General features: G+C 65.9%; 19 protein-coding genes and 1 riboswitch. Of the genes, 3 read left to right on the top strand and 16 right to left on the bottom strand.

Translation table 11 applies throughout. The annotated features are described in order from the left end of the window. The first annotated feature begins 340 nt into the window (after positions 1-340). A complete protein-coding gene (locus B597_RS38680) occupies positions 341-613 on the top strand; it encodes a DUF1652 domain-containing protein (RefSeq protein ID WP_003294407.1) in 273 nt (90 codons plus the stop codon). Here the strand turns inward: B597_RS38680 and B597_RS38675 are convergent. From B597_RS38675 to glnT, 3 genes are all read right to left on the bottom strand, one after another. Continuing rightward, positions 610-1,230: a TetR family transcriptional regulator gene (locus B597_RS38675; protein WP_003294408.1), complete on the bottom strand. Its 621-nt coding sequence runs from the start codon at positions 1,228-1,230 to the stop codon at positions 610-612. The genes B597_RS38680 and B597_RS38675 overlap by 4 nt on opposite strands. A 64-nt stretch (positions 1,231-1,294) precedes the next feature. Then, positions 1,295-2,365: a putative urea ABC transporter substrate-binding protein gene (locus B597_RS38670; RefSeq protein ID WP_003294409.1), complete on the bottom strand. Its 1,071-nt coding sequence runs from the start codon at positions 2,363-2,365 to the stop codon at positions 1,295-1,297. A 20-nt stretch (positions 2,366-2,385) separates the two neighbouring features. Further along, complete coding sequence (gene glnT / locus B597_RS38665; protein WP_031323577.1) at positions 2,386-3,750, bottom strand: type III glutamate--ammonia ligase; 1,365 nt, start codon at positions 3,748-3,750, stop codon at positions 2,386-2,388. A gap of 142 nt (positions 3,751-3,892) precedes the next feature. Between glnT and B597_RS38660 the strand changes: the two genes are divergently transcribed. After that, positions 3,893-4,918, top strand: coding sequence for an alpha/beta fold hydrolase (locus B597_RS38660; RefSeq protein WP_003294412.1), 1,026 nt, complete (start codon positions 3,893-3,895; stop codon positions 4,916-4,918). 201 nt (positions 4,919-5,119) lie between these two features. After that, on the top strand, positions 5,120-8,515 hold the full coding sequence (gene amt / locus B597_RS38655; RefSeq protein ID WP_003294413.1) for an ammonium transporter: 3,396 nt from the start codon (positions 5,120-5,122) through the stop codon (positions 8,513-8,515). Positions 8,516-8,563: 48 nt separating this feature from the next. Here the strand turns inward: amt and B597_RS38650 are convergent, their stop codons facing one another. The 13 genes from B597_RS38650 to atzF form a co-directional block, all read right to left on the bottom strand. Continuing rightward, on the bottom strand, positions 8,564-9,403 hold the full coding sequence (locus B597_RS38650) for an ABC transporter ATP-binding protein (protein ID WP_024162230.1): 840 nt from the start codon (positions 9,401-9,403) through the stop codon (positions 8,564-8,566). Between the two features lie 3 nt (positions 9,404-9,406). Continuing rightward, positions 9,407-10,282 carry an ABC transporter permease gene (locus B597_RS38645; protein WP_024162229.1) on the bottom strand — a complete coding sequence of 292 codons (876 nt, stop codon included), beginning with the start codon at positions 10,280-10,282 and terminating at the stop codon, positions 9,407-9,409. After that, the gene (locus tag B597_RS38640) at positions 10,279-11,091 is read right to left on the bottom strand and encodes a hypothetical protein (protein ID WP_003294416.1); all 813 of its coding nucleotides are present in this window, start codon (positions 11,089-11,091) and stop codon (positions 10,279-10,281) included. The genes B597_RS38645 and B597_RS38640 overlap by 4 nt, the downstream gene beginning before the upstream one ends. After that, complete coding sequence (locus B597_RS38635; protein ID WP_024162228.1) at positions 11,088-11,870, bottom strand: N-acyl homoserine lactonase family protein; 783 nt, start codon at positions 11,868-11,870, stop codon at positions 11,088-11,090. The genes B597_RS38640 and B597_RS38635 overlap by 4 nt, the downstream gene beginning before the upstream one ends. After that, positions 11,867-12,523, bottom strand: a complete 657-nt coding sequence (locus B597_RS38630; protein ID WP_003294418.1) for a cysteine hydrolase family protein — start codon at positions 12,521-12,523, stop codon at positions 11,867-11,869. Before B597_RS38630 ends, B597_RS38635 begins: the two co-directional genes overlap by 4 nt. After that, positions 12,520-13,281 (bottom strand): creatininase, encoded by a 762-nt coding sequence (locus tag B597_RS38625; RefSeq protein WP_003294419.1) that lies wholly within the window; start codon positions 13,279-13,281, stop codon positions 12,520-12,522. Before B597_RS38625 ends, B597_RS38630 begins: the two co-directional genes overlap by 4 nt. Continuing rightward, a complete protein-coding gene (locus tag B597_RS38620) occupies positions 13,278-14,162 on the bottom strand; it encodes a DMT family transporter (RefSeq protein WP_024162227.1) in 885 nt (294 codons plus the stop codon). Before B597_RS38620 ends, B597_RS38625 begins: the two co-directional genes overlap by 4 nt. Then, complete coding sequence (locus B597_RS38615; protein WP_003294422.1) at positions 14,159-14,917, bottom strand: SDR family NAD(P)-dependent oxidoreductase; 759 nt, start codon at positions 14,915-14,917, stop codon at positions 14,159-14,161. The genes B597_RS38620 and B597_RS38615 overlap by 4 nt, the downstream gene beginning before the upstream one ends. After that, on the bottom strand, positions 14,917-15,705 hold the full coding sequence (locus tag B597_RS38610) for an SDR family NAD(P)-dependent oxidoreductase (protein ID WP_003294424.1): 789 nt from the start codon (positions 15,703-15,705) through the stop codon (positions 14,917-14,919). The genes B597_RS38615 and B597_RS38610 overlap by 1 nt, the downstream gene beginning before the upstream one ends. A 1-nt stretch (position 15,706) precedes the next feature. Next, positions 15,707-16,729: a fatty acid desaturase family protein gene (locus B597_RS38605; protein ID WP_003294426.1), complete on the bottom strand. Its 1,023-nt coding sequence runs from the start codon at positions 16,727-16,729 to the stop codon at positions 15,707-15,709. 45 nt (positions 16,730-16,774) lie between these two features. Then, the gene (locus tag B597_RS38600; protein WP_003294428.1) at positions 16,775-17,776 is read right to left on the bottom strand and encodes an ABC transporter substrate-binding protein; all 1,002 of its coding nucleotides are present in this window, start codon (positions 17,774-17,776) and stop codon (positions 16,775-16,777) included. A 48-nt stretch (positions 17,777-17,824) separates the two neighbouring features. Further along, positions 17,825-17,927, bottom strand: a riboswitch (guanidine-I (ykkC/yxkD leader). A gap of 173 nt (positions 17,928-18,100) precedes the next feature. After that, positions 18,101-18,355 (bottom strand): hypothetical protein, encoded by a 255-nt coding sequence (locus B597_RS47100; RefSeq protein WP_152028183.1) that lies wholly within the window; start codon positions 18,353-18,355, stop codon positions 18,101-18,103. 280 nt (positions 18,356-18,635) lie between these two features. Then, positions 18,636-20,438 carry an allophanate hydrolase gene (gene atzF / locus B597_RS38595; RefSeq protein ID WP_003294430.1) on the bottom strand — a complete coding sequence of 601 codons (1,803 nt, stop codon included), beginning with the start codon at positions 20,436-20,438 and terminating at the stop codon, positions 18,636-18,638. Positions 20,439-20,545: the final 107 nt, after the last annotated feature.

Raw genomic sequence — 20,545 nt, 5'->3', positions numbered from 1 at the left:
CAAACACGCGCCTCTGTAGTCGGCAGACGTTGATTTCGAATCTCTGCGCTTCCGCCATATCCAATCCTGAAGGCCCCGTACTCCGGGGCCTTCAGCGTTTATGGGGCACAAACGGGTGTGAATGCTCTCGCTCCCACGGGGCGGGCGCAGGCAGCTGTTCAGCTGTTTTGCCAAGCCACGACGGCTGCCCCTTTCATCTGGCGACGCGATGAGCTGCAACATCCTTGGGGCATCTTCGAAGCAGGCAGCCCTGTCGATGCGTATTGTGTTGCAGTTGCCAGCCAGCGCATTGCGAAAGCATGGTTGGAATCCGACGTCTGACAACTTGGAGTTGTCGTACATGAAACGCTTCAGGCAACCCGAAGCCTTCGCTGTGGTGCAGCGATACTACGAGCCGCTGGTATTCAGCGCCCGGATGGATTCGCCATCGACGATCCGTGTGATGCTGATAGACGAGGCGGCTGGAGAGTCGCTGCTGCTGACCGGCCTGCCGTGCCGCCTGTCCCTCTCCTCGGCGGAAATCACCGCGCTCATCAATGCCATCGACCTGGATGCCGGGGCGCTCAGGCCCGCGTTGCTGACCAAGGTCAGGCGATCTTGCTTGCTCGGCTAGTCCCGGGGTAATTCTTCACAGGGCGACAGCGCGACCAGTGCCAACAGGTTGTCCGCCATGAAGGGAGCCTGTGCCCTGAGCGAAAACAGCTTGGGCGACAGCAGCCAGGTGTGGGTGATCCCCATCAGGCTGGAGTAGAGCAGGACGGCGAGTGAGCGTGCTGACTGGCCATCCTGCCGGGCTGTGGCGATGAGTTCCTCCAGCAGTTGCACCATGGCGCGGGTCAGCTTGCGCTCACGCTTGAGTGTGCTGGCCATCTGGGCCGTGAGTTCGGTCTTGTTCAGCAGGATCTCGAAGGACTGGCGATACCAGCGCTCCTCCAGCAGCAGACGAAACCATTCATTGATGAAATGAGCGAGTGCGCCAGCCGGCTCAGCGGCCAGTTCCCGGCTGTGTTCGATGAGCTGTTCCAGGGGCTCCTGGGAATAGGCGAGGACCGCTTCGTACAGTTCGTCCTTGCTCTTGAAGTGCCAGTAGATCGGGCCGCGGCTGAAGCCGGCCGTTTCGGCGATCATCGCCAGTGTGGTGTTCGAATAACCGTTGCGGCTGAACAGTTCCAGAGCCGCTTCGATGATCTTGAGACGGGTCTGTTCGGCGTCTTCTTTGGTCCGGCGCATGGGGCTCCTCGAAATGCACAGCGGCCACGCAGCGTGCCGGCAGGGCCCGCTGCGTGGCAAGCCTTCATAGTTCGCCGTCTGCGGCCATCTGCATGTAAGTGGTATCGAAGCGCAGCTTGAGGTTGCCTTGATCGCCGAGCGTGCCGCCAGGCATGGCGATACCGATGAAGTCCACCGAATCGGCGCCGTCGCCCAGCAAACCGTGTTCGAAGGAGAATTGGCGAACGCTGTCCATGGCCTGGTAAGCCTCGTCGCTCTGGATGAAGGCCAGCGAGTCGGCCGGCGCCCAGAACATCTTCATGCCCTTGAGCTGGCTTTCGTACCCGGCCTGATCGGTACCCGAGGCCTGACCGAGCGCCGCCCGCGCCTTGGCGCCTTCCTCGGTATTGCTTGCGAGGATGGCCATGACTTCATACCAGGCACCGACCACGGCTTTGCCGAAGGCGGGGTTGTCCGCCAGGGTCTCGCTGTTGACGATGGTCAGGTCTTTGATATGGCCCGGAATCTGACTGGAATCGAAGGTTTTGTGCGCACCAGGCATGGCGGCCACTTCGTCCAGCAACGGATTCCAGGTGACGACGTTGCGCACGTCGTCCGTGCTGAAGGCGGCGACCAGGTCGGCGTCCGAGGTGTTCACGACCTGGACGTCACGCTCGCTCATGCCGACGCTGTCCAGGGCCTGGGCCAGGAGATAGTGGGAAACCGAAAGTTCGACCAGATGGATCTGCTGGTCCTTGAGGCTCTTGATGTCGTCGCTGTCCTTCATCACCAGGCCGTCGTTGCCGTTGGAGTAGTCACCTACGATCAGCGCGGTGGTATCGACGCCTCCTGCGGCCGGAATCGAAAGGGCATCCATGCTGGTGGCGACCACACCATCGAACTGGCCGGCGCTGTACTGGTTGATGGATTCGACGTAGTCGTTGACCTGGGTGATGTTCACCTCGATCCCGTACTTGTCCGCCCATTTCTTCATGATTTCCGACTCATCGGCGTACTTCCACGGCATCCAGCCGGCATAGATGGTCCAGGCGATATCGAAGGATTTCTTCTCCTCGGCCTGGGCGGCGAACGGGGAAAGGGCTGCGACGATCAGGGCGCCGGCGCAGAGCGCCCGCTTGAAGGGGGTGGCTTGCATGGTGAATCTCCTTTAGTCGATCAGAAGAACTTCAGGTAGCGCTGGATTTCCCAGTCGGAAACATGGGTGTGGTAGGCATTCCATTCGTCGCGCTTGAACTCGACGAATGCCTTGAACATCGCGTCGCCGAATACCTCGCGCGACAGCGGGTCCGCCTCGAAGGCGTCGATGGCTTCGCTCAGGGTGCGCGGCAGGGTTTCGATGCCCATGCTTGCCACTTCCTGCTCGCTGTAGTGGTACATGTTCTCGCGGTGCGGCTGGCCTGGGTCGAGTTTGTCGCGGATACCCTCGAGGCCTGCGGCGAGGATCATCGCCGCGCCGAGATAAGGATTGCAGCCGATATCGGCGGCGCGGCATTCGACGCGTGCGCCCTGTGAAGGGATGCGCAGCATGTTGGTGCGGTTGTTGTTGCCGTAGCAGCAGAACACCGGCGCCCAGGTCGAGCCGGACATGGCGCCCTTGCGGATCAGTCGCTTGTAGCTGTTGACCGTCGGCGCGATGACTGCGCAGATTGCCTTGGCGTGCTTCAGCACCCCGGCGATGAAGTGGTAGGCGAGCGGTGTCACGCCGCAGCCGTAGGTGTCTTCGGTATCGACCTCGAAGAGGTTGTTGCCGGTCTCGATGTCGGCCAGCGACATGTTGTAGTGCGCGCCGCTGCCGGTGCGATTGGCCGAGGGCTTGGGCATGAAGGTGGCGAAGGCGCCGTGCTTGCGCGCGATCTCGTTGGCCATCATGCGGAAGAACACGAAGCGGTCGGCCATGCCGAGGGCGTCGGTGTACTTGAAGTCGGTTTCGAACTGGCCGTTGGCGTCCTCGTGGTCGAAGGAGTAGACACCCCAGCCCATTTCGTTCATGGCCTGTACCAGTTCGTCGATGATGGGCAGGTTGTCCATCAGCAGCCGCGGGTCATAGCAGGGCTTGGCCATGTCGTCGCGTTCGGAGATCGGCGCGAAGCCGCCATCCGGGGTGTCCTTGAACAGGAAGAACTCGGTCTCGATGCCGAGGTTGAAGGTGTAGCCCAGCGCGGCGGCGGCTTCGGTCTGGCGCTTGAGGATACCGCGCGAGCAGGCCTCGAAGGGCTTGCCGTCGAGGTACAGGTCGCTGGCGAACCAGGCCAGGTCGCGATTCCAGCTGCACTGGGTGGCGGTGGCCGGATCGGGCATGGCCGCGACTTCGTTGTCGCTGATCTCCTGCGGCACGCCGTCCAGCGCGGCGCCGGTATAGAGCTCCGAACCGCGCAGCATCTGGCCAAGGTGGGCGAGGGGAACGAACTTGCCCTTGATAACGCCGTGAAGGTCGACGTAGCTGGCCATGGCATATTTCACGCCCTTGTCCTGCAGCTGCTGTTTCAGCTCCTCGACGGAGGAGAGGGGAAAGCTGGTCATCTGCTTGCGCTCCTTGGAGTCATGAATGGCGGCCGGGGCCGCTGGCACGATTCCTTCATCCAATATACATGCCAGCGTGTATAGAGGCGGGCCTGCGCTGGTGCCGTCTGGCCCCCGTTGCGCCGATGCCGGAGTCATGCAGATGATTGAAATCAAAAGGGAAAAGAAGTTTTTCGCGCTGGGCGAAATGCGCCTGGAAAATGGCCAGCATCTGCGTAACGCGCGGCTCTGCTACCAGGTCGTGGGCACGCCGAACCGGGCGCGGGACAACCTCGTGCTGATTCCGAGCTACTACGGCGGCACACATTGGGGCAGCCTGCCCCTGCTTGGTGCAGATGGGCCACTCGCGGGTGGCGATTACTGCATCGTGCTGACCAACCTGTTCGGCGCCGGCTGGTCGACATCGCCGAGCAACGCGGCACCCGGCCAGGCCGCGGCGGACTTTCCGCATGTCAGCCTGCTGGACAACGTGAGGGCACAGAAGGCGCTGCTCGACCGGCTGTATGGTGACGACTGGCAGCTTGCCCTGGTCAGTGGCTGGTCCATGGGCGGCATGCAGGCACTGTTCTGGGCGATGGCCTATCCCGAACGGATGCGCGCCATCCTGCCGTTCTGCTGCACGGCGCGTTGCTGGCCGCACAACCGGGTGTTTCTCGAAGGCGTCAAGGCGGCACTGTGCGCCGATGTTGCCTGGCAGGATGGACGCTACGTCACGCCGCCCGAGCGGGGCCTGCGGGCGTTCGGTCGTGCCTATGCCGGCTGGGCCTATTCCCAGGCGTTCTACCGTCGCGAACTGTGGCGTGGGCTGGGCTTCGAGAGCGTCTATGAACTGCTCGACTTCTGGGAGCGCGACCATCTGGAGCAGGATGCCAACGACCTGCTCTGCGTGCTGCACAGCTGGCAATCGGCCGACCCCGCCGGCAGCTTCGGCGGCGGCTCGCTGGCTGAGGCGCTGCGGCGTATTCGCGCGCGCGCCATCGTGATGCCCGGCAGCACCGACCTGTACTTCACCGTCGATGACGCCCGCCATGAGGCGTCCCTGATGGCGAACGCAGAACTGCGCGTGCTGGAGTCCGACTGGGGACACTGTGCCGGTGGCCCCGGACGCGATCGGCAGGCCATGGCACAGGTTTTCGCGGCGATGCGGGCGCTGCTCGACAAACCGTGAAGGGTCGTTCCGCGGCGGGGTACGGCCCGGACGCGGATGCGTCCTGGCATGAATCGTTGGGGCTCGCTACGCTGAGCGACGACCTGCGCCTGGCGGGATAGCCGATTCCACTGCATGGCATGAATCTGGCAATGGCTTAATGCCATCCGCTTCTTCGACTGGGTGCGGTTTGGCGATCCCTCTTTCATGCGTGGACACGTGATGCCAACAGCCTCGATCGATACCCTCTGGGTCGTGCTATGCGCCGGCCTGGTGTTCAACATGCAGATCGGTTTTCTCTGCCTCGAAGCGGGTCTGACGCGCAGCAAGAACGCCATCAATGTCGCGATCAAGAACATGGCCGATCTGTGCATCGCACTGTTGGTCTACTGGCTGTTCGGTTTCGCGCTGATGTTCGGCGCCAGCCACTACGGCCTGGCCGGGAGCGGGCTGTTCTTCACCTCCTTCGCCATTGACGAGAGCTGGTCGCTGGCGTTCTTCCTGTTCCAGGCGATGTTCTGCACCACGGCGGCGACCATCGTCTCCGGCGCCGCGGCGGAACGGATGCGCTTCAACGCCTACCTGATCGTCGCCGCGTTGTCGGCCGGGCTGATCTATCCACTGTTCGGTCACTGGGCCTGGGGCGGCGCCTTGCGCGAAGGGCAGGGCTGGCTGGCCGAGCGTGGCTTCGTGGATTTCGCCGGCTCCACTGTGGTGCACGGCGTCGGTGGCTGGATCGCGCTGGCGACGGTGATGGTCCTCGGGCCGCGCGCGGGGCGTTTCGACCCGGCCGGGCGGCTGGGCAACATGTCGGGTTCCAACCTCCCGCAGGCCATGCTCGGCGGCCTGCTGCTGATGTTCGGCTGGTTCGGCTTTAATGGTGGCAGCACACTGGCGTTCGACCTGCGCGTGCCGGGCATCATCGTCAATACGGTGCTGGCCGCGATGGCCGGCATCATGGCGGCGATGAGCGTGTCCTGGTGGCGTCATGGCCATATCGAGCCGGTGCTGCCGCTCAATGGCATGCTCGCCGGGCTGGTGGCGATCACCGCTGGCGCTCATGCTGTCAGTGGACCGGCCGCGATCCTGATCGGCCTGGGTGGCAGCCTGAGCATGTGCCTGGCCGAGCGGTTGCTCCTGCGCTGGCGCATCGATGACGCGGTGGGGGCGGTGCCGGTGCACCTGGCCGCCGGCATCTGGGGCACGCTGGCCGTGGCATTGTTTGGCGATCCGCTGTTGCTGGGTACCGGCCTCGGACGTGGCGCACAGTTGCTGGTGCAGCTCCAGGGAATGCTGGCCTGCGCCATCTGGGCATTTGGCGTGACCTATGTGCTACTGCGGATGATCAATCGCCATTCCCCGTTGCGGGTCGACCCGGAAGACGAGCGCATCGGCCTGAACGTCAGCGAGCACGGCGCGCGCACCGAGCTGATCGAACTGCTCCAGGCCATGGACGATCACCAGCGCCACGGCCAGTTCCACCGCGAGGTGGAGGTCGAGCCGTTCACCGAGGTCGGGCAGATCGCCGAGCAGTACAACAAGGTGATCCGCGCGTTGCAGAGTGCTGTGGCGAAGACCCAGAGCATCGTTCGCGACATCCGTGACGGCATCGTCACCTTCAGCGGCGACGGCGTGCTGACCAGTTGCAACCCCGGCGCCGAGCGCCTGCTGGGGCTACCCGCCGAGCGCATCGTCGGCCAGCCGCTACAACAGTTCATCGCCTGCGGTTCTTCGTGGTCCGGCTCGCTGCTGCCGCCGACGGGCGGTGAGGTCACCTGCGAGCTGATGCTGCACGGCCGCGACGGCCAGCCGTTCGCGGCCGAGCTGACCGCCAGCCAGGGCGGCGGCCAGGAAGTCTACGTGTGCACCGTGCGGGATATCACCGAGCGACGCCGCATTGAGGAACAGCTGTTCGCCGAGAAACGGCTGGCCCAGGTCACCCTGGCGTCCATCGGCGATGGCGTGATCACGACCGATCGCGAAGGGCGGATTCGCTATCTCAACCCGAGTGCCGAGCAACTGACCGGCTGGCAGCAGGCGCAAGCGCTGGATCTGCCGCTGGAAGAGGTCTACCGGCTGTTCGACGAGACGTCCGGCGCGCGGCTGACAACGGCTACCGGCGAAGCACTGCGTCGACGCAGCGATGCCTGCGGCCATACCGAGCGACCGCCGGGGATTCTCGAGCGGCGCGACAACACGCGCATCGCGATCCAGGACGCGCTGGCGCCGATCCGCGATTCGGACGGTACGGTCATCGGCATGGTGCTGACTTTCCGCGACGTCACCGTCACCCGCCAGCTGGCACGCAAGCTGACCTTCCAGGCCAACCACGACAACCTCACCGGGTTGGTCAACCGCTCGGCCTTCGAGCGCCAGCTCGATCGTCTGTTGCGCGAACAGCCGGAGGATGGCCGCGAGCATGTGCTCTGCTACATGGATCTCGACCAGTTCAAGGTGGTCAACGACACCTGCGGGCATGCTGCCGGTGATGAACTGCTACGCCAGCTGGGGCGTTTGCTGAAGACCCGCATGCGCAGTACCGATGTGCTCGCGCGGCTGGGTGGCGACGAGTTCGGCATCCTCTTTCTCGACTGCCCGCTGCCGCAGGCGGTGCTGATCGCCGAGGGCATACGCCGCGCCGTGGACGAGTTCCGCTTCAACTGGGAAGGCAAGAGCTTCGCCATCGGCGCCAGCATCGGCCTGGTCGGCATCGACGCCAACGCGCGCAGCCTCGGGCCGCTGCTCAGTGCCGCGGACAGCGCCTGCTACGCGGCCAAGGAAGGTGGGCGCAACCGGGTCCATGTCTACCAGGCCGACGACCAGCAGTTGCTGGAGCGCCGCGGCGAGATGCAGTGGACCCACCGCCTGCGCCAGGCCCTGGATGGCGATCGCCTGCGGCTGTACGTGCAGCCGATCGTTTCGTCTCGCCATCCGGACGACGTCCCGCGCTACGAAGTGCTGGTGCGGATGCTCGGCGAGGATGGCAGCATCATCCCGCCCGGTGCCTTCATGCCGGCGGCCGAGCGCTACGACCTGGCGCCGGCGGTGGACCGCTGGGTGGTGGGCAACTTCCTCGCCTGGGTTGGCGACCTGTGCCGGCGTCAGAAGGGGGCGATCGGTCATTATTCGATCAATCTGTCGGCGATGTCGCTGGGCGAGGAGAGCTTTCTCGAATTCATCCTGGCGGCCATCGAGCGGCACCGGATACCCAGTGAATGCCTGTGTTTCGAGGTCACCGAAACGGCGGCCATCGCCAATCTCAGTCGCGCGATGAAATTCATGGAGCAGCTCAAGGCGGCCGGTTGCAGCTTCGCCCTCGATGACTTCGGCTCCGGGCTGTCGTCCTTCGGCTACCTGAAGACGCTGCCGGTGGACTACCTGAAGATCGACGGTGCGTTCGTCCGCGATATCGAGCACGACCCCATCGCGCGGGCCATGGTGGCCTCGATCAACGCCATCGGCCACGAGATGGGGCTGCAGACGGTGGCCGAATTCGTCGAGTCGCAGGCCATCCTCGATTGCCTCAAGGAGATCGGTGTGGACTTCGTGCAGGGCTACCACCTGGGCCGGCCGCGACCGCTGACCGAGCTCTCCGGGGTGCGGATGATGCCGCGCTGAACAGACCGTGGGAATGCATGGCTTTCTCACGGCCTGGGGGCCCGGCTTTCAGCCTGCGATCGCGCTGAGTCTGGCCAATTGGTCGAGATCGGTCTGCATGCCGGAGGTTTCGCGGATGCGGCCGAGGATCTCGCGCTTGAGTGCGGTGAATTCCGGCGCGAGCTTCATGTCCTGGTTGCGCTGGGCCGGCAGCGGCACCTCGTAGATCGAGTCGATGCGCCCGGGCCGTGGTGCCATCAGCACGATGCGACTGCCCAGGTATATGGCTTCCTCGACGTCGTGGGTGACGAACAGGATGGTGGTCTTTTCCAGCTTGTGCACGTGACGGATCAGGTCGTGCATGACTTCGCGGGTCTGCGCATCCAGCGCGCCGAACGGTTCGTCCATCAGCAGGGTGGCGGGCTTGGGCATCAGCGCACGGGCGATGGCGACACGCTGCTGCATGCCACCCGAAAGCTGGCTGGGGTAGGCGTCGGCGAAGCGCGTCAGGCCCATCAGGTTGAGCAGCGCGTCGGCGCGGCCGGCGGCGGTTTCCACGTCGCCGTCGTTGCGCACGGTATCGCCGATTACCTTGAGCTGACGGCAGAACTTGATGTTCTGCATCACCGTCAGCCAGGGGTACAGGCTGTAGTGCTGGAAGACCATCGCACGGTCGACGCCGGGGCCGTCGATGGCCTTGCCGTCGAGCAGGATGTCGCCTCGGCTCTGGCTCTCCAGCCCGGCGATGATGCGCAGCAGGGTGGACTTGCCACAACCCGAGGCGCCGACGAAGGTGACGAACTCGTTGGCCTGGATATCGAGGTCAATGGTGTCCAGCGCCTGCACTTCACGCTGGTCACTGACGAAGGTCTTGCCAACCTGGCGGACACGGATCTTGCTATCGGACATGGCTCATTTCCTCATCCAGGGGAAGGCCCGGCGGTGCAGCCAGCGGAAGGCCTGGTCGGTGAACAGGCCGATCACGCCGATCAGCAGGATGCCGGCGAAAATCTTGTCGGTGTGCATGTAGCGTTGCGCCTTGAGGATGGCGTAGCCGAGACCGGAATTGGCCGCCACCAGTTCGGCCACCACGAGATAGGTCCAGGCCCAGCCGCAGGTGATGCGCAAAGTGTCTAGCAGCGCCGGCTTGGCCGAAGGCAGGATCACCAGCTTGACGATCTCGCCGCGGTTGGCGCCCATGGTCTGCGCCGCCTCGATCTGTGCCATGGGCACGCGACGGACATCCTCGGCGACCATCAGCACCATCTGGAAAAAGGTGCCGATGAAGATGATCAGCACCTTGGAGCCCTCGTCGATGCCGACCCAGAGCATCACCAGCGGGATGAACGCCACCGCCGGCATGTAGCGGATGAAGTCGGTGAGCGGCTCGAGAAAGGCCTGCACCGGCCGGTAGGTGCCGATGTACAGCCCCAGCGGCAGGGCGATCAGCGCCGAGGCGCCGAAGCCCGCCATGACCCGCCAGACGCTGATGCCGATGTCCCCCAGCAGCCCCTCTCTGGTCCACCAGCGGCCGATGCGTTCGAGCACCGCGCCGGGGCTCGGCATGAACATCGGGTCGGCCAGGCCTAGGGCGGTCCACAGCCACCAGAGCAGGAAAGGCAGACTCAGCCCGGCGCCGGTGAGCAGCCAGGCAGTGCGCCGCGAAAGCTCGCCACGGATGCGCCAGAAACGGGGCTTGCGCCGGGACTCCACGGTGGCGGCCCGGGCGTCCGGCTGTTGCGTGGTGCGGCTGGCGGTGGGCGGGGCGATGGCGATCTGCATGGTCATGCGGGCACCTCCTGTGGGGCGGTGGGCGTGGGAAGGGCGATGCTGACCCAGCCGTCGGCCGGGGCGTAGCGACCCAGGCGGCGAAGGTCCTCGCGGGGCAGGCTGGCCGGATCGGCGAAGCGCCAGTAGCTGGGCAGCAGCGCCTCGCCGACGCGCCCCGGCAGCGTCGAATGGGTGATCTGCCAGGGCGTGGCGCCATTGCGATGACGACCGAAGGACAGCTCGCAGGCCAGTAGCTGCGGCCGCAGTGCGGGGCCGACGGCGGCCAGTTGCTCGCGCAGGTGGCCTCCGCCATTGGCGGCCAGTGGCCGTGGCCGGTCGGCGGCGAACATGAAGTAGTCGCCGGCTACCAGCAGGCAAGCCTGGCGCGAAGGCTGATCGACCGCGCACAACCAGAGTCCCCAGTTGACGCCGTCCGACTCGGGCATACGCTGCCAGACTTCGTGATAACTGCCATCCAGCCCGTTTTCCAGCAGCCGGTCAGTGTCCTCGAAACGCATGAGGCCGATATCGCCCGGGCCACCCGGCGGCTGGAAGTCGATCAGGCGGTGCCACTGGCAGATATCACCATTGACGTCGGTGACGCCGGCGAAGCCGGCCTGCTCGCACAGCGCCATCTGTTGCGCGTGGCTGCAGGTTTCCAGGGAGACGGGCGGCGGCACGGGCTGTGGCTGCGGCAAACGCACGTCGGCATGCAGACGTGCGGTCTGCAGCCAGTACACCTCGCTGGTTTCGTCGCGCAGGCCGGCCGTGGTGGTCAGCAGGCGACGGCGCCACACGCCGAGGTAGGCATCGGGTACGGTTTTCATGCGTGGTACTCCGGGAAGCGTCTGAGGGTGCGCCAGAAGGCCATGTCGTGATTCGGCCAGATGTCGGCACCGGTTTCGCCTGCCAGCGCCTTGAGTTTGCGGATGCTGGCCAGCGCCAGGTCGTCGCGATCTTGCCAGCACAGGCCGGGAGCGACTTCATCGACGAGGTTCTCGCTCAGGTCGGCGGCATCGCCGGCAAGGATCACCGGCTTGCCCCGTGGCAGTTCGATCAGCAGCGACATGTGGCCGGCGGTGTGGCCGGGGGTATTGATCGCCCGCAACCCCGGGAGCAGCTCGTATTCCTCGCGCTGCGGCTTCCAGCGATGGTCACCGGCGAAGTCGTCGGCGAAATAGGCATCGTCGGCCTGGGCGCGGGCCGCGGCGAGCTCGGCCTCGTGCACATGTACGTCGCAGCCGCAGACCTCGCACAGGCCACCGGCGTGGTCGAAATGCAGATGACTGAGGAATACCAGATCGATATCGGCCGGCGTCAGGCCGTGTCGGGCGAGATGCGCGGGCAGGCGTTGGTCTTCGCGCATTTCGGGCGGGCCCATGGGGAATTCCAGTGGGTCGTACCAGCGCGCCCGCGCCGCCGGGTCGCTGAGCTTGGCATAGTCGCAGCCGACGTCGAATAGCACGCGTCCCTGCCTGGTCTCGATCAGGAAGGCGAGGATCGGCGCCTCGATCAGCGTGCCCTGGCCACGGTTGCGGGTAGAGATCGATTTGTCGTAGCGATGCGTGGCGGTCAGCAGCGGCCAGAGCCGCAGTACGTCGGTCATGCCGAACCCTCCAGGCGTTGCAGGAGGGTGGCGCTGTCTATCACGCCGCCGAACAGACCGCCTTCGACCTCGATCATCGCCAGCGCGGCGACGTGTAGCTGCGGGACGGGCGAGGCACAGGCGTCGCTGACGGTCAGGCAGTCGAAACCCAGGTCGATCGCCTGGCGCAGCGTCGAGGACACGCAGACCTCGGTGGTCACCCCGGTCAGGATCAGCCGCTCGATGCCACGCCGGCGCAGGATCAGCTCCAGGTCGGTATGGGCAAAGGCGCTGTAGCCAGGCTTGTCGATGACCGGTTCACCGGCGCGCGGCTGCAGCTCGTCGATCAGGTCGTGGCCGAACTCGCCACGAACCAGCAGGCGCCCGAGCGGGCCGGGACTGCCGATGGGCGCGCCCGCCGCTTCGGCGCGGCGGCGCTTGGGCTCGGGCAGGTCGGACAGGTCCGGGCGGTGTCCCTCGCGGGTATGCATGACCAGCATGCCGAGGCTGCGGGCGCGATCGAGCAGCGCCTGGATCGCCGGAATGGGCGCGCGCAGACGGCTCACGTCCATGCCGGCCTGATCGGCATAGCCGCCCGGCGCGCAGAAGTCGCGCTGCATGTCGATCACCAGCAGGGCGGTGCGCCCCGGTTGCAGGCCTGTCGCGCCAGTCACAGGGCGAACTCCTTGCGCACCGCGCCAGCGATGCCGTCGACGACGTCCGCCGCCAGCCGCTGGCCCTTCGCCGCGCTGGAGCCTTTCGCCGAGGACAGCACGCCGGACGGTGGCACCCACTCGGTGCGGCTGGGGTACATGTCGTAGGGCGGGAAGTCGGCGGGAGCGTCGTCGGGGATGCGCTCCAGCGCTACCAGGCTGGGGTGGTAGTGCAGCATCATCGAGGTCTCGATGACTGCCGCATGCTCCAGGGCAAAGCCGGGAAAGCCGTCGGGGAAGACATCGGTCAGGGTCTGCTCACGGCAGAAGTCCCAGTGTTCCAGGCGCATCACGTCGAGGCCGGCATCCGGGCCCAGCTCACGCAACGCCAGCTGGATGCCCTCGGCGACGAACCACTGGTTCTCGTAATGGCCGACCACCAGCACCAGGCGGCGCACGCCATGGCGATGGAATTCGCGCACCGCGTCGCGTACCAGGGCGCTGAGGGTCGCGCCATCCAGGCTGGTGGTGCCGCAGAAATGCTGACCGCCCCCACACTTGGGTTGCGACTTGTAGCCGTAGGACAGCGCCGGTGCGACCAGCCCGCCGACCTGCCGGGCGACGTCGGCGCTGATCGCGCTGGCCAGCAGCGCGTCGGTGCCCAGCGGCAGGTGCGGCCCATGCTGCTCGGTGGCGCCGCAGGGCAGGAAGACCACGGCGCCCTCGCGCACGCGGCGTTCGTAATCGACCCAGCTGAGTTGGTCCATGTGCACGGTCATGCGCAAGTGCTCCTTGTAGCGACGGAAACGGGACGTTCGGGCCAGCCGGCGATCAGCGCGGCGGCGGTAATCAGTGCGGCACCGAGCCATTCGTTCGGGCCGATGGCATGGCTGCCGAACCAGGCGGAGGAGAGCACCGCGGCGATCAGTTCGAATACCACCAGCACGGCGGCGCGACCGGCCTCCAGATGGGTGAGGCCGTACTGCACCGCGGCCATGCTGACCAGCCAGACCAGGGCGAACAGGGTGATCTGCCAGGCCAGGGTGAAATCGATGGGCGGGGGAGCCTGGCGCAGCAACAGGCAGAACAGCGCACCGAGCAGGGCGCTGCCGACGAAGCTGACCAGCGCCTTGCTCGCCAGCGGCACCCGGTCGGCGGCACGTGTCGCCAGGTTGTTGAGGCTGAAGGCCAGCCCGGCGGATAGCGCCAGCCAGTCCGTGGCGCTGGGAAGCGCCAGCGTTTCGCTGCTGATGCCCAGCGTCAGGGCGATGCCGAGCATCGCCAGCCCGAGGGCGAACAGCCGCGCAGCACTGAAGCGCTCGCCCAGCAGCAGCCAGCCGCCGAGCATCGCCCAGACCGGTGCCAGGTAGAACAACAGCATCACCCGCACCACGTTGCCTTCGGCCAGGGCGGTGACCAGCGCAGCGGTGGCCCAGCCTCCGCACAGGCCCATGGTGATCACGTGGCGATACTGGCTGGCCCACTCCCGCCGTTGCTGCCAGAGCACCGGCACTGCCAGCAGGCTGAGCAGGCTGTAGGTCAGCAACACCAGCGGCATGCCGACCAGGCCTCGAGTGGCGAAGAACTGCAGTGGCAGCCAGCCCAGCCCCCACATGACGGCACCGCCGATCAGCATGCTTTGCGGCATCAGGCTGGTCATGCGCCCATCCAGGAGCCACCGTTGGGCCCGAGAATCTGTCCGGTGAAATAACTCGCCCGGGGCGAAAGCAGGAAGACGATGGCGGCCGCGACTTCTTCCGGCGTGCCCAGCCGTGCCATGGGGATGGCCAGTTCCCTGGCCATCCATTCCTCGCTCATGTGTTCCGGGCTGACCATGGCGGTGGCGATCGGACCGGGTGCGACGCCGTTGACGCGAATGCCGTCGGCGGCGAATTCGCGCGCCAGCGAACGGGTCAGGCCGATGACACCTGCCTTGGCGGTGCAGTAGGCGGCGTAGTGCTCGCGGCCGAGAAAACCGAGATCGGAGCTGACGTTGACGATGGCTCCGCTGCGGCGCGGCTGCATGTGCCTCAGCGCATGGCGGCAGCAGCGGTAAACCGCGCCGAGGTCGACCCCGAGTACCCGGGCCCAGTCCGCTTCGTCGGTGGCGAGGAAGGGCTTTTCCAGGATCACGCCGGCGTTGTTCACCAGCATGTCCAGCTGGCCGGTGCCGAGGATGGTCTCGAACATCGCCGCCACCGCAGCCGGATCGCTCACGTCGGCCTCGATGGCGCAGGCGGCGCCGCCATCCGCCATGATGTCTTCGACCAGCCGCTCGGCCAGGGACTGCTGGTCGCGATGGTTGATCCAGACCCGCGCGCCCTCGCCAGCGAGCGCCACGGCGGTGGCACGGCCAATGCCGGTCGCCGCACCGGTGACCAAGGCAGTCTGGCCCGCAAGGAGCTTGGCGGCCATCAGTGCATCACCTCGCCATGGCTGACTGACAGCGCCTGGCCGGTGAGCGCGGCCGACAGCGGCGAGCCAAGAAACAGGAAGGTACCGCCCAGGTCGGCCGGCGTCAGCAACTCCGGGATGGCCTGGTTGGCGAGGATCGCTGCCAATTCGTCGCTGTCGCTGCGACCGTTGGCGTCGGCCATCACCTGCAGCGAGCGCATCGCCGCATCGGTTCCGATCCAGCCGGGGCATACCGCGTTCACCCGAATCCGCCGCGGACCCAGTTCCCAGGCCAGCGAACGGGTCAGGCCGACCACCGCATGCTTGCTGGCGACATAGGCGGAAAAGCCCGGTACGCCCTTCAGGCCCCAGATCGAGGCCTGGTTGATCACGCTGGCGCCGGCCCGCAGACGCGGCAACAGCGCGCGGGTCAGGCGCTGCATGGAGCCGACGTTGTTCTCCAGCAGGGCCGACCAGCGCTGGTCGGCCTCGGCGCTGCATTCGCCCAGCGGCGTGGCGTATTCGACGCCGGCGTTGTTGACCAGCACATCGGCATGCAGGCCGCGACAGGCGAGGTCGTCGGCGTACTGCTGCACCGCCTGGCGATCGCCGAGATCCAGCGCTGTGCAGTGCAACGGCGTGTCGGCGTCGAGGGTGTCGGCGAAATCGGCGAGTGCTTCGGCATCGCGGTCGAGCAGTTCCAGGCTGGCGCCGGCAGCGGCGAAGCTTTGCGCCAGGCCGCGGCCGATGCCGCCGGCGGCGCCGCTGATGACCACGCAGCGGCCACGGTAATCCAGTGCCTTGTGCATGTCACACCGCCGTCAGGAAGGAGACGCCCACGGCGCCGTAGAAGTTGTCGGCCTTGTTCGGCCCTTCGCTGACCACGCCGTAGTCGTCGTCCAGTACACGGCGCACGCGGTAGCGGTGGAAGCTGCCGAGCAGCTTGCGCATCGGGATCACCTGGTTGTAGGTGCTGCCATACAGTTCGGCGTGCAGCTTGGGTAGGCGATACCAGGGCGCCACCGGCTTTTCGTGGTGCGCGTTGTGGAAGGAGAAGTTCAGCAGCAGCAGGTTCAGCACCGGCCAGCGCTCGGAAACCACGTTGCTGAAGGTGTTCTGCTGCTCGTAGACACGGTCGCGGCGCTTGTCCTCCGGCAGCTTGCCGCCGTCCTCCAGCACGGCGAAGGCCTCGTAGGTGTGCTGGTAGGCATCGGCGAAGCGCAGCACGCTGAGCATGATCATCCAGGCCACGGCATAGAGCAGCACCGCCTTGAGTGAAATGGCGGCCAGGCCGGCGAAGACCAGCGCGCGGATCGCCAGCACGGCGGCGACCTGGCCGCGGCGGGCGCGGTGCTTTTCGTTGTCGGTAATGAAGGGCAGGGCGATCACGTAGAAATGCATGATCAGCTCCACCGCCGGTACATAGGCCCATTCCAACGCCAGCACCGTTTTCTGGAACCACAGCGGGCGTGCCTTGAGGAAGGCCTTGCTGTCGAAGGTGATCACGTCGGCACGGTCGACGTGATGGCGCATGTGCTTCTTGCGCAGGTCCTGGAACTCGGCGTAGCAGCTGCCGCACAGCCAGCTGCAGACGTTGCCGGCCCATTCGTTGTGCTTGGGCACGCTGAAAATGGCGCCGTGGGCAAATTCGTGGATCAGGTAGGCCGCGATGATCATGCCATGGGCCAGCAGCAGCGTACCCAGCGCGTTCAGCCAGCCATTGGCGGCGAACAGCAGGGCCAGGCCGCCGAAATAGGCCAGTGCGGTGTAGAGAATGGCCAGCGTGTTGGGCACTCGGCCGTCGGCGTAGCGGTACAGGGGTTTGGCGGTCATGGTCTTCTCCAGCCTGGGCGGGCAGCAGCCCGCCTGGCATCGGGCTTACTGGGCAAGCGCTTCGGTGAACTGGGCGTCGTAGGTCTTGCTGAAATCGGGAATGGCCGGAATCTGCCCGTTGTCCTTGAGCAGCTTGGCGATGATCGCGCCGCTGCCATGGAACGAATGGGTGTCGTCGCTTGGTGTGAAGCTCTTGCCCATCTCTGCAAGTGGGATGTTGTAGGCGCCGGCCATTTGCTCGACGGCTTCTTCGGCGCTGACACCGAGCACTTCGCCGATGATCTTCGCGGCCTCATCCGGGTGGGCCTTCATGTAGGCCAGGCCGTCGAGGTAGCCCTGGATCATGGCCTTGATGGCGGCGGGCTTCTTGGCGATGACTGCCTCGTCGAACACCAGCACGTCGGTGATCAGGCCCGGCGCGTCCTTGGACGAATAGATCACCTTGAACTTGTCGCCGCCGCCCATGGAGAGAATCTGCGAGACGTTGGGCTCGTAGGTCACGCCGACCGGCAGGTTGCCCGAGGCCATGGCGCCGGGGATGCCTTCAGGGGTCATGTTGACCGCATCGATATCCTTCTCGCTCAGGCCGTTCTGCTGCAGCGCATAGGCCAGCAGGAAATCCGATGGCGACAGCGGGTTGAAACCGACCTTCTTGCCCTTGAAATCGGCGATGGACTGGATCGAGGCCTCGGCGACGATGGCGTCGCCACCGTTGGAGAAGTCGATGGGCATCACTACGCGATGCTTGAGGCCTTTGGCTACCGAGGCGACCACCTGGTCGTAGGTGAGCATGCCGCCGTCCAGCGCGCGGCTAAGCATGGCGGTGGGAATCAGCGCCGGGTCGTTGAAGAACTGCAGGTCGACATCCAGGCCATGGGGCTTGAACAGGTCGAGTTTGTCGGCGACATAGAAGGGGCCGTAACCGGCCCAGACGACGGTGCCGATCTTCAGCTTCTCGGCGGCCTGGATCGCCAGCGGTGAGAACAGTGTCGCGACGGCTAGGCCGGCGGCAATGAGGGTCTTGTTCAGCGAGCGCAGTTTGGACATGGCGTGATTTCCCTACACATTGGAATGACAGGCACGGGATGACATCGCGTCTCCCGGGCTTTTATCCCTCCGTGTAGTCCCGTCCCTGGGACCGGAGAACTCTCGGACCAGCGCCCACTTCCTGTGAGCCGGAACCCTAGTTCTCCTTGAAGTTGCTCCTGATTGTGCCAAGCGTCATGAGTGCCGGTGGCGACCCATCCCGTTCACGGTAGACAGAGCAGGTTGCGTGCCAGGTGCCACGTAAACGCGGCAAACCCCCGTGTGGCGGCGCATCTGGACTCACGCGCCGGACATGTTGCGCTGATCGCCGTGCGCGAATGCAGGTCAATCGGGCAGCCTGCGCTCCCGAATGGTGCTGCGCAGCATGCCGTGCCGTAGCACTCGGAATAGGGAAACCTTGAACGATGGCGGCACCGGCCAGTCGGAACAGATGAACTCACGAAAAACGGGAGCCACCGCATGTTGAAGTTTCTTGGCAGCACCATCGGCATCATCTTTCTCATTGGCCTGATCGTCGTCTTCGGTCTGTTCGCACTGATTTTCTGACCGGACCGCCCCTGCGCCGGTCTGCGGCATCATCCGCCCGCCGTCGATGTCGGGTCGGGATGCGGCGGACGGACGCTGCTGCGCCCTGTTGGTAGCGAGGACAGCGGGTAACGAAGAGAGAGGGGCGCGCTGCGAGCGCGATGGATTGAATGGCAGTTGCCCCGGCTCGGGATCAGGGCCGGGCCGGAGCCTGCCAATGCGCCACGCCATATGGTGTGGCGCTTTTCAGGTGGGACGCCTGCAAGCCAATGGGGCGCGCTGCTGCTCCAGCCGCCTTGCAGGTCGATGGGCGTGGCGCCCAACCGCTATGACATTAGCCGCGTTGCGCCAGCCAGGCCTTCCAGCTGCCGAAGCGGGTGATGTCCTCGGCGCCGTCGAGACCGTAGGCATCGCAAATGAACCCACTTTCCCAACGGCCATCGGCGAGCTCCACCTTGCCGAGGCCGAGCGGGGCAGGGATGCCGGTGAGGAAGGAGCCCAGCTCGGCGCTGGGGATTTCCCAGACCTCCACCGCAATGGCGGCACCACCCGTTGCCACGCGCAGCATGCCCGGCCTGAGTGGCGGGCCGCCGGCCAGGGCGTAAAGCTTGTAATTCGGCGAGCTGCTGGTGGCTTCGATGAGTCGACCGCCGCGCTGGCGGAGCTGCCAGTTCAACGGCAGGCCGTCCAGGTGTGCGCCGCAGACCACCACCTTCGCCCGGTCGTTGCGCGCCGGGTTCTGTGGCGCCGGGGCGCTGAGGGCGTTGCCGCCGATCAGCGTCAGGCCGGTCTGGCGTTGCAGGGCATCGGCCAGGCTCAGCAGGTGCTGGTCGGTGAACACCCGGCCGAACAGGGTCACGCCCCAGGGCAGGCCGTTCTGCATGGTGCCGGCCGGCACCGCCACGGCGGCGTAGTCGAGCATGTTCATGAAATTGGTGTAGTAGCCCAGGTCCGAGTTGCGCTTGACCGGCTCGGCATGCAGCTCGTCGAGGGTGACCGGGCGCGGGTAGGCGGGGGTCAGCACGCAGTCGACCTCGGCCATGATCCGGTCGCAGATGGCTTTCAGTTGCTGCAGCCGATACTGGGCGCGGAACAGCTGTACGGCGGTGGTGCCGGGCGCCTTTTCCAGGACGGCCTTGATCACCGGCAGCACCGCATCGGGCTGCTGCTCGATCAGCTCGCCCGCCACGCTGTAGCGCTCGGCCACCCAGGGGCCCTCGTAGAGCAGACGCGCGGCTTCGAGGAAGGGGGAGAAGTCGATTTCCACCGGCTCGCCGCCGATGGCCTTGAAGTGTTCGATCGTTGCGGCGAACAGCGCGGGGCTTTCCGGGCAGCCGAGGAATTCCAGCTCTTTCGGCACGCCGAAGCGGAAGGTGCCGACTTTGCCGAACGCCGAGCCGTCGTTCCACAGTGGATTGGCGCGGCTGTATTCGTCGCGCGGATCGAGCCTGGCGGTCAGCGCCAACAGTTGGCTGGCCTCGCTCGCGGTGGCGGTGAAGAAACTGACCACGTCCAGGGTACGGCAGGCCGGCACCACCCCGGCGGTGGAGACCAGGCCCTTGCTGGCCTTGAGGCCGACCAGGTTGTTCAGTGCCGCCGGCACCCGGCCGCTGCCGGCGGTGTCGGTGCCCAGCGCGAAGCTGCACAGGCCCAGCGCCACGGCCAGCGACGAACCGGCACTGGAACCGCCGGACGGGTAGGCCGGATGCACGCTGTTACGGCATTCACCGTAGGGCGAGCGGGTGCCGTTGAGGCCGGTGGCGAACTGGTCGAGGTTGGCCTTGCCCAGCGGCACGGCGCCGAGGGCGATCAGTTGTTCGACGAGGGGGGCGCTGGTCTCGGGCGTATAGGCGAAGGCCGGGCAGGCAGCAGTGGTCGGGATGCCGGCGAGGTCGATGTTGTCCTTGATGGCGAAGGGCACGCCATAGAGCGGCAGCTCGGCGGGCGACCTGGCATCGAGGGCGGCGAGGTACGGCTCGAGCTCTTCGGCGCTCAGCAGGTGGATGAAGGCGTTGAACTCGTCGTTCAGCGTGGCCGCCTTGTCGCGCAGGCCGAGGATCAGCTGGCGCGCGGTGGTTTCCCCGGCGGCATAGGCGGTGTGCAGAGTGTCGAGGCGCAGATCGAATGTCGTCGTCATGGCGTGTTCCTTGTAGGGTGGACAACGGCGCAGCGTTGTCCACCATGGTATTTTGGCCGGCTTTGTCGCCGTGCCATCGGTAGGATGGGCCGGGCGGCGCACCGCTT

This window comes from Stutzerimonas stutzeri KOS6, from assembly GCF_000307775.2.
In the GTDB taxonomy this organism is placed as follows: domain Bacteria; phylum Pseudomonadota; class Gammaproteobacteria; order Pseudomonadales; family Pseudomonadaceae; genus Stutzerimonas; species Stutzerimonas stutzeri_B.
The sequence above is the reverse complement of the archived record's forward strand: the minus strand, read 5'-3'. Positions and strand labels throughout refer to the sequence as shown.